The sequence below is a fragment of the Streptomyces niger genome (assembly GCF_000718305.1).
Lineage (GTDB): Bacteria > Actinomycetota > Actinomycetes > Streptomycetales > Streptomycetaceae > Streptomyces > Streptomyces niger.
The window spans coordinates 349,142-362,041 of the sequence record NZ_JOFQ01000003.1 but is presented as its reverse complement, the minus strand read 5'-3'; the positions used below and the strand labels follow the sequence as shown (position 1 = coordinate 362,041).

Annotated in this window: 12 protein-coding genes; 6 read left to right on the top strand and 6 right to left on the bottom strand. The window is 72.2% G+C overall.

The features are described from left to right. Positions 1-82 precede the first annotated feature (82 nt). Together IF20_RS08210 and IF20_RS08205 are read right to left on the bottom strand one after the other, a co-directional pair. Positions 83-817, bottom strand: coding sequence for a nitroreductase family protein (locus IF20_RS08210; RefSeq protein ID WP_052864325.1), 735 nt, complete (start codon positions 815-817; stop codon positions 83-85). A gap of 65 nt (positions 818-882) precedes the next feature. Beyond that, a complete protein-coding gene (locus IF20_RS08205) occupies positions 883-2,418 on the bottom strand; it encodes a purine-cytosine permease family protein (protein ID WP_052864324.1) in 1,536 nt (511 codons plus the stop codon). 287 nt (positions 2,419-2,705) lie between these two features. On the opposite strand from IF20_RS08205, the gene IF20_RS08200 reads away from it, so the two are divergent. Beyond that, positions 2,706-3,917, top strand: a complete 1,212-nt coding sequence (locus IF20_RS08200; protein WP_234426570.1) for an ANTAR domain-containing protein — start codon at positions 2,706-2,708, stop codon at positions 3,915-3,917. Positions 3,918-3,944: 27 nt separating this feature from the next. Here the strand turns inward: IF20_RS08200 and IF20_RS08195 are convergent, their stop codons facing one another. Further along, on the bottom strand, positions 3,945-4,844 hold the full coding sequence (locus IF20_RS08195; protein WP_052864323.1) for a helix-turn-helix transcriptional regulator: 900 nt from the start codon (positions 4,842-4,844) through the stop codon (positions 3,945-3,947). A gap of 87 nt (positions 4,845-4,931) precedes the next feature. On the opposite strand from IF20_RS08195, the gene IF20_RS08190 reads away from it, so the two are divergent. Continuing rightward, complete coding sequence (locus tag IF20_RS08190; RefSeq protein WP_052864322.1) at positions 4,932-6,431, top strand: UbiD family decarboxylase; 1,500 nt, start codon at positions 4,932-4,934, stop codon at positions 6,429-6,431. A 196-nt stretch (positions 6,432-6,627) separates the two neighbouring features. Here IF20_RS08190 and IF20_RS08185 read toward each other — a convergent pair whose 3' ends face one another. Further along, complete coding sequence (locus IF20_RS08185) at positions 6,628-7,863, bottom strand: MFS transporter (protein ID WP_052864321.1); 1,236 nt, start codon at positions 7,861-7,863, stop codon at positions 6,628-6,630. A gap of 142 nt (positions 7,864-8,005) precedes the next feature. On the opposite strand from IF20_RS08185, the gene IF20_RS08180 reads away from it, so the two are divergent. Both IF20_RS08180 and IF20_RS39020 read left to right on the top strand, forming a co-directional pair. Beyond that, on the top strand, positions 8,006-8,458 hold the full coding sequence (locus tag IF20_RS08180) for a MerR family transcriptional regulator (RefSeq protein WP_052864320.1): 453 nt from the start codon (positions 8,006-8,008) through the stop codon (positions 8,456-8,458). Continuing rightward, entirely contained in the window at positions 8,455-8,610 is a 156-nt protein-coding gene (locus IF20_RS39020; RefSeq protein WP_199896525.1) for a hypothetical protein, read from the top strand. Before IF20_RS08180 ends, IF20_RS39020 begins: the two co-directional genes overlap by 4 nt. Positions 8,611-8,613: 3 nt before the next feature. Here IF20_RS39020 and IF20_RS08175 read toward each other — a convergent pair whose 3' ends face one another. Then, on the bottom strand, positions 8,614-9,618 hold the full coding sequence (locus IF20_RS08175) for a LysR family transcriptional regulator (RefSeq protein WP_110943992.1): 1,005 nt from the start codon (positions 9,616-9,618) through the stop codon (positions 8,614-8,616). A gap of 199 nt (positions 9,619-9,817) precedes the next feature. Here IF20_RS08175 and IF20_RS08170 point away from each other — a divergent pair, with 199 nt between their 5' ends. Then, positions 9,818-10,600 (top strand): glutamine amidotransferase-related protein, encoded by a 783-nt coding sequence (locus IF20_RS08170; RefSeq protein WP_234426569.1) that lies wholly within the window; start codon positions 9,818-9,820, stop codon positions 10,598-10,600. Between the two features lie 94 nt (positions 10,601-10,694). Here IF20_RS08170 and IF20_RS08165 read toward each other — a convergent pair whose 3' ends face one another. After that, positions 10,695-11,093, bottom strand: a complete 399-nt coding sequence (locus IF20_RS08165) for a VOC family protein (protein ID WP_052864319.1) — start codon at positions 11,091-11,093, stop codon at positions 10,695-10,697. Positions 11,094-11,294: 201 nt separating this feature from the next. Here IF20_RS08165 and IF20_RS08160 point away from each other — a divergent pair, with 201 nt between their 5' ends. Continuing rightward, the gene (locus tag IF20_RS08160) at positions 11,295-12,851 is read left to right on the top strand and encodes an APC family permease (RefSeq protein WP_234426568.1); all 1,557 of its coding nucleotides are present in this window, start codon (positions 11,295-11,297) and stop codon (positions 12,849-12,851) included. Positions 12,852-12,900 lie beyond the last annotated feature (49 nt).

Here is a 12,900-nt window from a genome sequence, read left to right as displayed (position 1 = left end):
ATACTACACCTAACAATGCGGGTGAGGCGAGCGGGAGAGGGCGTGAGCCGGGCCACCCTCCCGCCGTACGGTCACACCGTCGTCACCACCCGTTGCGGTGCACGACCTCCGAGACGGGGCGGCGCCGCACCGGGCCGAAGTTGCCCATCGGCCAGCCGACCGGAATCGCGGCGAACGTCCGCATGCCCGCGGGGATCCCCAGGGCGTCCTTCCACTCCGACTCCAGCATCAGGTGCCAGATGGTGATGTTGGCGGCCAGGCCGAGGCCGCGCGCGGCGAGCAGCAGGTTCTGCACGCCCGGATAGACGCACGAGCCCTCGGCCAGCGCCGTGAAGCGCTCCTGCGTCCCCGCCAGCTCCGCCGCCGCCGTCGTGCCCAGCGCCGCCACGTACGCCTGCACCCCGGCATCGTCCGTCTGCAGCTCGGGCATCCGGTAGCAGGGGATGATCAGAGCGGGCGTTGCCGCGAAGTGGTCGCGCTGGTACTCGATGGCGGCGACCATCCGCGCGTACGCCGCCTCCGGCATTCCCTCGGGCCCGTGCCTGCCGGTGGTGGCCAGGTAGGCGTCCACGCACCGCTTCCACAGCGGCGCCAGCCGCGCCATCACCTCCGGGTCCGTGACGACGACGTACTCGTAACGCTGCATGTTGCCGCCGCTGGGGCCCCAGACCGCCGCCTGTATCAGCTGGTCCAGCAGCTCGTCCGGTACCGGATCGGGCTTCAGCCGGCGCATGGCGCGCATGGTCGACATCGTGTCGAACAGCGGCGGTTGGTGGGCGGACGGGGCGGCGGGGGAGGTGGTCGTAGTGTCGATCATGGCCGCCGAGTGTAGGTGGTGCGTCACGTGACAGCGCCGGCCCGTCGCCCCCGTACGGCAGGCGCTCAGCCGGCGGTTGCCGGTACGTCGGCGGGCGTCTCCGGACCGCCGGTGATCGGCGGGACCTGGGCGGTCGCCGCCCGGACGAACCGGGGGCCGGCCGGCCCGTACACCGCACGCGGCTCGGGGAAGACGGCGAGCAGCGCGAGGTACAGCACCGCCGCGAGGACGAGACCTACCGGCAGCGAGATGTCGGCGCCGCCGGCCAGGTCCCCGAGCGGGCCGACGAACTGGCCCGGCAGGTTGGTGAACAGCAGCCCCACGGCGGCCGACACCAGCCAGACGGACATGGCGCGCCAGTTCCAGCCGTGCGTGAACCAGTAACGGCCGCCTCGCTGACGGCGGTTGAAGACCTGGATGGCGTCCCCGTCGTACCAGCCACGGCGGGTGACGTAGCCGAGGATCATGACGACCATCCACGGTGCGGTGCAGGTGATGATCAGCGTGGCGAACGTGGAGATGGACTGGGTGAGGTTCAGCGCGAAGCGCCCAGCGAAGATGAACGCGATCGACAGCACCCCGATGAACAGCGTGGCCTGCACCCGGCTGAAGCGCGGGAAGACACTGGAGAAGTCCAGCCCCGTCCCGTACAGCGCGGTGGTTCCCGTGGACAGGCCGCCGATCAGCGCGATCAGGCAGAGCGGCAGGAAGTACCAGCCCGGCGACACGGCGAGCAGACCGCCCACGTAGTTCGGCGCGGCCGGGTCGAGATACCGCCCGGCCTTCTCGGCGATGACCGACGCGGTGGCCAGCCCGAAGACGAACGGCAGCAGCGTTGCCAGCTGGGCCAGGAAAGCCGCGCCCATGACCCGGCGCCGCGGGGTGGTGGCGGGGATGTACCGGGACCAGTCGCCGAGGAACGCGCCGAAGGACACCGGGTTGGAGAGCACGATCAGCGCGGCGCCGATGAAGGACGGCCAGAACAGCGGGTCGGCGGTCGAGGCGAACGAGCCCGCGTAACCGGGGTCGAAATCCCCGGCGAACGCGAAGGCGCCGAGCACGAACATCGCCGACGCCGCCACCACGGCGACCTTGTTGACCAGCAGCATGAACCGGAAGCCGTACAGGCACACCACGAGGACGAGCCCGCCGAACAGCGCGTAGGCCAGGCCGTACAGCACGCCCGACTCCGGGACCCCGCCGAGCCGGTGCGCGCCGCCGACGAGCGCGTCCCCGGAGGACCACACCGAAATGGAGAAGAACGCGATGGCGGTGAGGAGGGAGAGGAAGGATCCGACGATCCGGCCGTGCACGCCGAGATGGGCGGAGGAGGAGACGGCGTTGTTCGTGCCGTTCGCCGGGCCGAACAGCGCCATGGGAGCCAGCAACGCCGCGCCGGCGACCAGCCCGAGGACGGTCGCCGCGAGCCCCTGCACGAACGACAGCCCGAACAGGACCGGGAAGGCGCCGAGAACGCACGTGGCGAAGGTGTTGGCCCCGCCGAAAGCCAGCCGGAAAAGGTCCAGCGGGCGGGCCGAGCGGTCCTCGTCAGGTATCCGCTCCACGCCGTAGGTCTCGATTTCGGTGATCGACGTCGTCACGGTGCTCTGCTTTCTTCTTGCTGCCGGGCTGTTCTCACAGATCTTGCTGTTTTGCCGTTTTTGCTGGTCGGAGGCGTGCGACTGCTGTCCGGACGCACAGTCTGTGCCCGGCCGCCGGATGGTGACAAGTGTCTCGGTGGGCTGATGGACACCGTCCGCCGGCGACGGGCCGGAAGAAAGATGTTCCACTGGGACCCTGCACGGCCCCCTGCCGGCCGTTCAGGTATCGGACGGTTGCATGCGGAGGCGTGATGAACGACAGGGGAGCGCAGGGAATCTGGTCCGGTGTGATTCGTCTGCCTGCCGCGGCCGGCTGGCTGCAGATGCTCGGCGCCGACGGCATGCTCGAATCCGCCGATCACCCGCTCTTCGCCACGATCCTGGAGACCGAAGGACAGCCGCAGGCGGTCGCGGTCGACCTGTCCGGCGTACGGCGGATGTCCGGCGCCGCCGCCCGTGCCCTCGCCAAGTGCGCGACGGAACTGGGCAGCCGGGACATCCACCTCATGGTGGCCGCGCCCTCCGACGAAGCCGCCCGGGCCCTCGCCGTCGACGAGGTGGCCGACTCCGGTCTAATCCTGCTGCCGGAGATCCACGACCTCATCACCGCCTGCGTACCCGACCTGCCCGATTCCCTGTGGAACGGCGGCGCGAGCGCGGCGGTACCCCTGCCGGCCACGGAGCTGGACGCGCTGTCCCGCGAGGAACTCGACCGGCTGCGCGGCAAGGTGCGCGACCTGCAGGCCAAGGTCCGCACCCACCCCCTCATCGCACAGGCCCAAGGCGTCCTGCAGGAGCGGTACCGGCTGCGCGACGGCCAGGCCGCTTTCACCCTGCTGCAGACGGCCTCGCAACGCCACAACGTCAAGCTGCGCTCCCTGGCCTCCGCGGTGCTCAGCGCACCCCGTCCCGAGGAGGGCGAGACACGCTGGTTCCCCGACCGCGTCCGTACCCGTCCGCCGAAACTGACGGCGCTGCCGCAGGTGAACTCGGAATCCGCCAACCGCGGCGCCGTGATCTCGGCCGTACTGCACCAGACCCTGCTGATCTCGGACACCGCGATGGGCAACGTACAGCTCGCCGACCGCCATGCCGGCGGGCTGCGCATCGAGAAGCACCAGGGCCTGAACGAGGAGTTCGTCGACTACTTCGACGTCGTGGGCAAGGACGGCACCTCCTGCGCGCAGGCGGCACGCAACGTCACCCGGGTCACCGTCACCGACGTGGCCACCGACCCCGTCTTCAGCGAGGAAGCCCGCTACAAGATCCTCCAGGCCGGCAGCCGCGCAGCCCACAGCACGCCGCTGACCACCGGGCGCGGAATCTGCCTCGGCATGGTCTCCAGCCACCACGAGCGCCCCGTCCATCTGCTGGGCCCGGCCCAGGCCCGCGCCATGGACCGGATCGGCGACCAGGCCGGCCGCTGGCTGGCCTGGCACCAGCGCACCGTCGTCCTCGACGCCCTCGAGCACCTCCACCGCCTGGCCCTCAGCGCCTGACCGGCGCGGCGGCGAGCGGAGCAACCGTCAGCGGGACGACGGCCGCGCCCCCGTGGCGCGCAGCCGGAACGCGGCCGGGGTCTCGCCCGCGCGCTCGCGGAAGAAGCGGCTGAACACCGTGGCCCCCGGAAACCCGAGGCGCTCGCCGACCGCCGTGGCCGACAGGTCGGTGTGCAGCAGCAGCCGCTTGGCTTCGAGCACGATGCGGTCGTCGATGAACCGCTTCGCGCCGCACCCGACGGCGGCGCGGGTGGCACGGGTGAGGGTACGGACGCTGTAGCCCAGCGCGGCCGCGTAGTCCGCCACGTGATGGCTGCGCGTGAAGTCGCGCTCCACGGCCTGCTGGAAGCGGCGGAACGCCGTGCCGGCCGCCGTCGGGCCCGGCTGATCGCCCGGCAGGTGGGACAGGCGCAGCACGAGGATCGACAGCAGGTGCCGGACCACCTCCACATGCACCTCCAGCGGCAGATCCGCCAGCCGGCGGTACTCGCTCTCCAGCATCTCCAGGGTGTGCCGTACGGGACCGCGCGCGGCGCCCGTGGGGACCAGCGGCAACCGTCGGGGCCGCTGGTCCACGTGCGCGATGTCGGCGGTGGCCGTACTGAGGAAGCTGGGCTGGAAGAGGACGACCGTGCCCTCCGCCGCCGTGAGGTCGGAACGGAACTGCAATACCTGCCCCGGCCGCACCCACACCCAGCCGCCCTCCTCCACCACGTACTCCGCGAAGTCCACGGAGCAGAGCAGCACCCCGGACTTCACCGCGATCAGCTGGTGGAAGACAGGCCTGCGGGGGCCGTACTCGTCCTCACCGCGGCCGCGTGCAGCCGCGACCAGCCCCGCGAAGTCGACCACCTCCACACCCGGCGGGCCGCCCGGGGTGGCCGGGAACCGGACCTCCGTGATCGCAAGGTGTCCGCTTCTGCTCATGTCCTGTCCTCAGTCCGTGCCGACCAGTGCATTTTCCGTACCTAGCGTCGGAGCCGCACGCGCTCACCTACGTGAAAGGCACCGTCCATGACACAACACGGCCCGGCGCTGAACTTCCGCGACTTCCTCGACGAACTGCTCGCGGCCGGCGACGCCGTACCCATCGACCAGCCGGTCGATCCGGAGCTGGAGGTGGGCGCGGTGACCCGGCGGGTCTACGAGACCAAGGCCCCCGCCCCGCTGTTCAACCGCCTCACCGGCGCCGCACCCGGTTTCCGCATCCTCGGCGCACCGGCCGGCCCGAGCACCGCCGACGGCACCGGCAAGGGGGCGTACGGCCGGCTCGCCGCACACTTCGGGCTGGCGCGTGACAGCACACCCCGCGACATCCTGGAGAAGCTGATCCGGGCGATGCACGCGGACCCGGTGCCGCCGGTCGTCGTCGAGGACGGCCCGTGCAAGGAGAACATCCGTACCGGCGACGCCGTCGACCTGACGGCGTTCCCCGTACCGCTGCTGCACCAGGAGGACGGCGGCCGGTACTTCGGCACCTACGGCTTCCACGTCGTACGCAGCCCGGACGGGGCCTGGACGAGTTGGTCGGTCGCCCGCACCATGCTCAACGGCCGCACCACACTCGTCGGTCCGGCAATGCCGCAGCAGCACATCGGCATGATCCACGACATGTGGCGGGAGAAGGGGCAGCCCACGCCGTGGGCCATGGTCCTCGGCGCGCCACCCGCCGCGCTCGCCGCCGCCGGCATGCCGCTCGCGGCCCACGTCGACGAGGACGGTTACGTCGGCGCGCTGACCGGCAGCCCGGTGGAGGTCGTCAAGGCCGAGACCCACGACCTGTACGTCCCCGCCAACGCCGAGATCGTCCTGGAGGGCTGGATCAGCCACGACGAAACGGCGCCCGAGGGGCCGATGGGGGAGTACCACGGCTACTCCTTCGGCCGCAGCAAGCCGCAGCCGGTCTTCCACGTCGAGGCGGTCACCCACCGCCACGACCCGGTCCTGCCCGTCTGCGCGGCCGGCCTGCCCCCGGAGGAGAACCACACCGTCTGGGGCACGATGATCTCCGCGGCGGCCCTGGACGTGCTCCGCTCGGCCGGCCTCCCCATCGACCTGGCCTGGTGCTCGTACGAGGCCGCCACCTGCTGGATCGTCCTCTCCGTCGACATCGAGCGGCTGGCCCGGCTGGACATCGGCGAACGCGAACTGGTGGAGCGGGTGGCCGAGGTGCTGTTCGGCTCCCATGCGGGCTGGCTGGTCCCCAAGGTGATCCTGGTCGCCGACGACATCGACATCACCGACATCGACCAGGTGGTGTGGGCGATGGCCACCCGCTACCGCCCCGGCGAGAACGAGTACTGCTTCCCCGACGCCCCCGGCATCCCGATGGTGCCCTACCTCACCCCCGACGAAGTCGCCTCCGGGCGCGGCGGCAAGGCGGTCATCAGCTGCCTTCAGCCGGAGCAGTTCCGCGGCGCCTCGCGCGGCACCACCGCCTCCTTCCGCACCTCGTTCCCTGCGGAGATGCAACAGCACGTCCTCGACAACTGGGCGTCCTACGGCTACCGCTGACGGGCGGTCGGGGCGATCGGGGCGGTCGAAGCGGTTGAAGTGGTCGGCGCTTCGGAGCGAGCGGGGCGGCGGGGCGGTCGAGCCCGTCGGGACGGTGCACAGCGGATCGGTGCACAGAGGGTCGGTGCGCGGCGGGTCGGTGCACAGCGGGTCACGGGCCGGACGGTGACCCGGCCGCGGCCGCTCCGGGGCCCGCTCACCGGGGATCGTGCCCGGCGCGCATGCTGAGGACGGCGTTCACCGCCAACAGGCCGAGGAAGGACGTGAGCAGCGCCTGCCAGGAGCCCGTGGTGGCGTGCAGCCAGGCGGCGAGCGCCGGTCCGGTGGCCGCCACGAGGTACCCGCAGGTCTGCGCCATCGCCGACAGCGCGGTGACGTGCTGGGGATCGGTGCCCCGGCGGACGTACAGCACCCCCGCGAGCGACTGCGCCGCGCCCAGCCCGACACCGAGGACGGCCGCCCACAGGCCGGGCGCGGCGGCCGGGGCCAGCAGCAGCCCGGCGAAGCCGAACAGCGGCACGGCGATGGCCGCCGCGATGTGCGGCCGCTGGTCCGTGCGCCGGCCGGCCAGCGCCGGGGCCGCGAACCCGCCCGCCGCGATGCCGAGGATGAAGACGGCCTGGTACGTCCCCGCCGCCGTCCGGCTCGTGCCCGCCGCCACCAGCACGGACGGCAGCCAGGCGAGCGTGGTGTAGAACATCAGCGTCTGCAGCCCGAAGAACGCCGTCAGGCTCCAGCCGAGCGCGGTACGGGCCACCGGCCGCCGCCGAACGGCGCCGGAGGTCGCGGTGGCGGGGGCCGGCACGGTGCGCCGCCGGACCGCCTGCGGGGCGATGCCGACCAGGGCGAGCAGCGCGGGCACCACGGCGATGCCGATCGCCGGCTGCCAGGCGCCGCCGCCGGCCTGCGCGACGGGTACGACGAGGGCGGCGACCACCGCCGAGCCGATTCCCATCGACAGTGCGTAGACGCCCATCATCGTGCCGACGCGCCGCGGGGCGAACCGTGCGTGCACCCACACCGGCACCAGGACGTTCACCACGGCGGTGGCGAGGGAGACCAGGACCGTACCGGCGACCAGCCCGGCCATGCCCGCCATGCGCAGCACCGCGCCGACGACCAGGACCGCACTGGCCCCGAACAGCCCGCGCTCCGCACCGTAATGCCGGCGCGCGAACGCGCCCAGCGGCGCGAAGAGCCCCATGCACAGCGGCGGCAGCAGGCCGAGCAGTGTGACGGTCCCACTGCTGAACCCCGCCACCGGCGCGAGGGGGCCGACCTGCCCGAAGGCGACCCGCGTGTTGAGGCTGAGCAACACGAACCCGACGACGAGCAGTGCGCCGGAGGCGCGTGCGCCACCCGGCGGCGCGGCGGTAGGGGCGGCGGAGGTGGTGGAACCGGCGGACGGGGAAGCGGACGGGGAAACGGTCATGACAGCCCCTTGAGCGGCGGAAACGGTGCCGGGCGATGCGGTGCGGGCGGACGGTGCGGCACGCACGCGGGTCCCGGGGGACGGCAACGGTAGTGTTCACGCTCAAGCGCACTTGAGCGCAACCCGGAGGTGGCGAACGGCGATGCCCGAACTGTGGTCGATCAGTGAGGTGGCGAAGGCCTTCGGCCTGTCGGTGCCGGCGCTGCGCTACTACGAGGAGTGCGGCCTGGTCCGCTCCACCGAGCGGCGCGGCCGTGTGCGGTACTACGACCGTGCGGCCCTGGAACAGCTCGCCTACGTGCAGCTGTGGCGCGACGACGGCCTGATGTCGGTCGCCGACACCGCAGCCGTCGTCAACAGCGACAGCGTCGCGGACCGCCGCACGATGATCAGCGCGCAACGCGAGGTCATGCTCGCCCGCATCCGCAGCCTCACCCGGGCCGCCGCGGTGCTGGAACACATGCTGGGCTGCCGGACGGACCGCGCGCTGGAGTGCCCGATGACCGGCGCGTACGTCAGCTCCCGAGTGGACGCCGCACTGTCCGGCGAGGACTTCGTCGACGACTTCCTCCCGCCACCGACCGACAAGGCGTGAGCGCGCACGGATACGGGATGACGGCGCGGCCGGCCGAGCACGGCCTGGAGGTGGCCGGCGGATCGATGCGGCCCGGACGACACCTGGGGCGTGTCACGGTGACGGCGCTCCACGGGGCGCCGCCGGGCGGCTTCACCGCCCCGGTCGCCTGACCGTCAGCCGGCCCGCACGCCCCGTTCCTCGACCGCGTCCTCGGTCGGGGGCTCGGCGGGGCCTCTGCTCGGGGTGCCGGCCGGGTCTTTGCTCCGGGTGTCGGCCGCCAGTGCCGTGGCGAGGAGTGCGGCGGGGCCCGCGACGGCGCTGCTGTGCACCACCTCGATCCGGTGCACGAGGCGGGGCGCCGAGAGCGGCACCGCAACCACCCCGAGCCCGGCGGCTGCGGTACCCGCACCGGGCACGTCACCGACCGCCGGCCGGGGGAGCAGCGCGAGCCCGTGTCCGGCGGCGACGAGGGTGCGGAGCCCGTGTACGTCCGTACCGTCGTAACGCAGCGCAGGGCGGTAGCCGTCCGTTTCGCTCGCGGCCCGCAGCTGCGCGAGCGGAACGGCGGTGTCGGGTGCGTCGATCCACTGGGCGTCGGCGAGGTCGGACAGGCGCAGGCCCGCCCGGCCGACCAGCGGGTGGGTGGCGGGCAGTGCGACGGCCAACGGCTGTTCGGTGACCGCCCGCGTCGTGAGCGGGCCGGTGTCGGCGAGGTGGAGCGGGTCATGGGGAGCGGTCGCACCGTCGAACAGACCGAGGTCCAGGCCGCCGGTCGCGACGTCCCGCGCGACGGCCTCGCGGCCGAGGGCCCGTACCGTCACCTCCACCAGCGGCTGTTGACGGCGCAACGCAGCCAGCGCCGCGCCGAGCCGGTGTGTCATGGCAAGCGGTGCGACGCCCACGACGACGCGGGCGGCGGGCGCGGTGGTCAGCCGCGCGATGTCCGCGCGGGCGGCGTCCAGCCGCAACAGCAACGGCCCGGCATGCTCCAGCAGGCGTTCACCGACACCGGTCGGGGCGACCGGCCGCCGCCGCAACAGGGCAGCGCCGAGGTCGGCCTCCAGCGCGGCGATGTGCTGGGACACCGCCGACTGCGTGTACCCCAGCTCGCGGGCCGCCTCGGAGAAGGAACCACAACGGACCACGGTCACGAAGGTACGGAGAAGGTGCGGGTCCATGGTCATCAGTATTGCTGATGGACCGCTCACGAATCATCGTTGGCGCTGAACGGGCGGCGAGGACCAGGATGTGGCCATGAACTCCCCTTCTCCTTCCCCTTCCTCTTCCCGTTCCTCCTCACCTTCCCGTTCCTCCTCGCCTTCCCTTTCGCCTTCTCCTGCGCTGGCGTCGTCCTCTGCTCCGAAGCCGGCCGCACCGGTGGACCGCGTCGCCCGCATCGCGCTGGTGGGCGATCGCTCGCCCGGCGTTCTGGCCCACGGCCGTATCCCCGCCCTCCTCGACGCGCTGGCCCGGCGCGACGGGCTCGTCCTGGACGCGTACTGGATCCCGACGCCGGACGCGGAACTCGCCGGCGCTCTCGACGGTTTCGACGCCGTCTGGTTGGTGCCGGGCAGCCCGTACCGCAGCGAAGCGGGTGCGATAGCGGCGGTGCGCACCGCACGTGAGCAGGGCATCCCGTTCCTGGGTACCTGCGGTGGCTTCCAGCACGCCCTGTTGGAATACGCGCGCAACGTCTGCGGGCTCACCCGCGCCGGCCACGCCGAGAACCAATCGGCGACCGACGATCTGCTGATCGTCCCGCTGGCCTGCTCCCTGCGCGGCCACGAAGGCGCGGTGGAGGTGATGCCCGGCTCGTTGGCGGAGCGCGTGCTGGGCGCCGAGCGGACGGTCGAGCAGTACCGCTGTTCGTACGGCCCCGACCCGGCCCATCTCGACGTGTTGCGCGCTCACGGACTGCGCTTCAGCGGTGTCGACGAGGGCGGCGCGGGGAGCGGTGCGGAGGCGGCCGTTGCCGACGGTGGGCCGGCGGGCCGGCAGCGCGAGGTGCGGATGGCGGAGCTCCCCGACCACCCCTTCTTCCTGGCCACCCTCTTCCAGCCCGAGCTCGCCGGCGACGGCACCCGCCCGCACCCCGCCGTCCGCGCACTCGCCGCGGCGGCCGTGGACCACGCGGCCGGGCACACGGTCTCGCCGCACTGAGTACGAGAAGCGCTCACCCCCCACTTCGCCGGCCGAGCCGGCTACTCGTCCGAAACAGGCCACTCGTCCGGCACCGGCTACTCGGCCGAGCCGGCTACTCCTCCGGCAGGTGACTGCCGCTCGGTGCCTTGCTCAGGTCGACGACGCAGAAGGCGTTGCCGTCCGGGTCGGCGAGGACGAGGAAGTCGGGGGCGGGTGGGTACCGGTCCCAGTCCACCTTGCTCGCCCCCAGCCCGATGAGCCGTTCGACCTCGGCTTCCTGTTCGGCGGTGGTGTCGACGAAGAGGTCGAGGTGGAGACGCGGGTAGGGCTCGACCGGTGATTCGCTGCGCATCAGCGCCAGCGCGCGACCGGACCCGTCGGCGTGGTTCAGCGTCCGCCAGGTCTCGCTCCGCCACTCGTCGGTCTCGACCAGGTCCAGTGCTGCCGTCCAGAACGCCACGGCGCGGGCCACGTCCACCACGCCGATGACCGGAAAGCCAAGTCTGAGCATGAGCCGAGCCTACGTGCCTCCCCCGCGCGGACGCGTCGGAATGAATTCCTCCGCTTCGGTGTCCGTCGAGTAGGGTCCGGCGAGCGAACAGTGCGAATCCAGGAGGCCAGTGTCGTGACGGGGCATCAGGTGCCAGCAGCAGGCGGGGGCGGCGAAGCCGTGTCGGTCGCACCGATCGGGATCCAGGCCGAGGAGCGTCGCTTGCGTCGCGACCTGGGGTTCTGGGGCCTGACCGGGATCGGCTTCTCCAACATCGTCGGCTCCGGCTGGCTGTTCGCCGCGATGTACGCCGCCCAGACGGCCGGCCCCGCGGCCCTGCTGTCCTGGGTGGGCGCCGGACTGCTGTGCGGCCTGGTCGCACTGGTCATGATCGAGCTCGGCGCGTCCCGGCCGGAGGGCGGCGGCACCGTCCGCTGGCCGCTGTTCGCCAGCGGGCGCCTCGTCGGCACCCTCATCGGCTGGTCCGTCCTGCTGTCCGTCGGTGCCACCGCCGCCGAGATCAGTGCGATCATGCAGTACGCCGCCCACTACCTCCCGGGCATCTACAACGGCCACACCCTCACGCTCTCCGGGCTGGCCCTGGCCGCGGCGCTCAGCACCCTGCTGACGGCGGGGAACTGGTTCGCCGTGCGGCTCTTCGCACGGCTCAACAACCTCGTCTCGATCTTCAAGATCGCCGTACCGATCGTCACCGTCCTCGCACTGGTCGCCTCCGGCTGGCACTCCGGCCGCCTCACCGACCACGGCGGGTTCGCGCCGTACGGCTACGTCGCGTGCCTGACCGCGCTGGCCGGCGGCGGCATCGTCTACTCCGTCAACGGCTTCCAGGCTCCACTGGACTTCTCCGGCGAGACCCGCAACCCCCGCCGCACCATCCCGGCCGCCGTACTCACCAGCATCGGCCTCGCCGTCCTGATGTACCTGGCCCTCCAGGTGGCCTTCCTCTTCACCGTCCCCGAGCACCTGCTCGGCAACGGCTGGCAGGGCGTCTCCTTCGACTCGCCGTTCGGCCAGCTCGCCCTGGTCCTCAACCTGCACTGGCTGTCCAGCCTGCTTTACGCGGACGCGGTGATCTCGCCCGGCGGCTCGGCGTACGTAGGCGTGGCGCTCAACGCGCGGCACACCTACGCACTGGCCAAGAACGGCACGATCCCCCGGTACTTCATGAAGGTCAACGAGCGGTTCGGCGTCCCGCGCCGCGCCCTGGTGATCAATCTCGTCGTCATCATGGTGTTCCTCCTGCCGTTCGGCGGCTGGCAGGACATCGTCAGCGTCATGGGCGACATGTACCTGCTGATCTACGCGGCATCCGCCGTCGCCGTGTCCGTCTTCCGCGCCGAACCGGGCGGCCGCACCGCCGGCTGGGTCCGCGGGCTGCGGTGGATCGCACCGCTCAGCTTCGTGGTGGCCAGTGAGTTCGTCTACTGGTCGGGCTGGCAGGACCTGCGGCTGGCACTGCCCCTCGTACTGGGCGGCCTGCTGATCTTCCTGGCCATGCGCCGGTCGGGAGCGGGCGAGGGCGCCGACGCCGGGCCCGGCCACCGCCCGATCGCCGAAGAACTGCGTGCCGGTGCCTGGCTGGTGACCTACCTCGCCGCCCTCACGGTGCTTTCCGGGCTGGGTACCTTCGAAGGCTCCGGGCTGCTCCCCGCCCCGTACGACTCGCTCGCCGTCGCCGTGTTGGCCACGGCGGTGTTCTTCTGGGCGGTCCGCTCGGGCGTCCGCCAACGGGCGGCCTCCCGCCCCGAGGCCGAGTGACCGGCACGGCCCTTCCTGCGAGTGGCCGGCCCGGCTCGCCCTGAGGCGA

Coding starts and splice junctions, on each gene's coding strand:
- IF20_RS08210 (WP_052864325.1), bottom strand. CDS start 817: ATGATCGACACTACGACCACCTCCCCCGCCGCCCCGTCCGCCCACCAA.
- IF20_RS08195 (WP_052864323.1), bottom strand. CDS start 4,844: ATGAGCAGAAGCGGACACCTTGCGATCACGGAGGTCCGGTTCCCGGCC.
- IF20_RS08190 (WP_052864322.1), top strand. CDS start 4,932: ATGACACAACACGGCCCGGCGCTGAACTTCCGCGACTTCCTCGACGAA.
- IF20_RS08185 (WP_052864321.1), bottom strand. CDS start 7,863: ATGACCGTTTCCCCGTCCGCTTCCCCGTCCGCCGGTTCCACCACCTCC.
- IF20_RS08180 (WP_052864320.1), top strand. CDS start 8,006: ATGCCCGAACTGTGGTCGATCAGTGAGGTGGCGAAGGCCTTCGGCCTG.
- IF20_RS08175 (WP_110943992.1), bottom strand. CDS start 9,618: ATGGACCCGCACCTTCTCCGTACCTTCGTGACCGTGGTCCGTTGTGGT.
- IF20_RS08165 (WP_052864319.1), bottom strand. CDS start 11,093: ATGCTCAGACTTGGCTTTCCGGTCATCGGCGTGGTGGACGTGGCCCGC.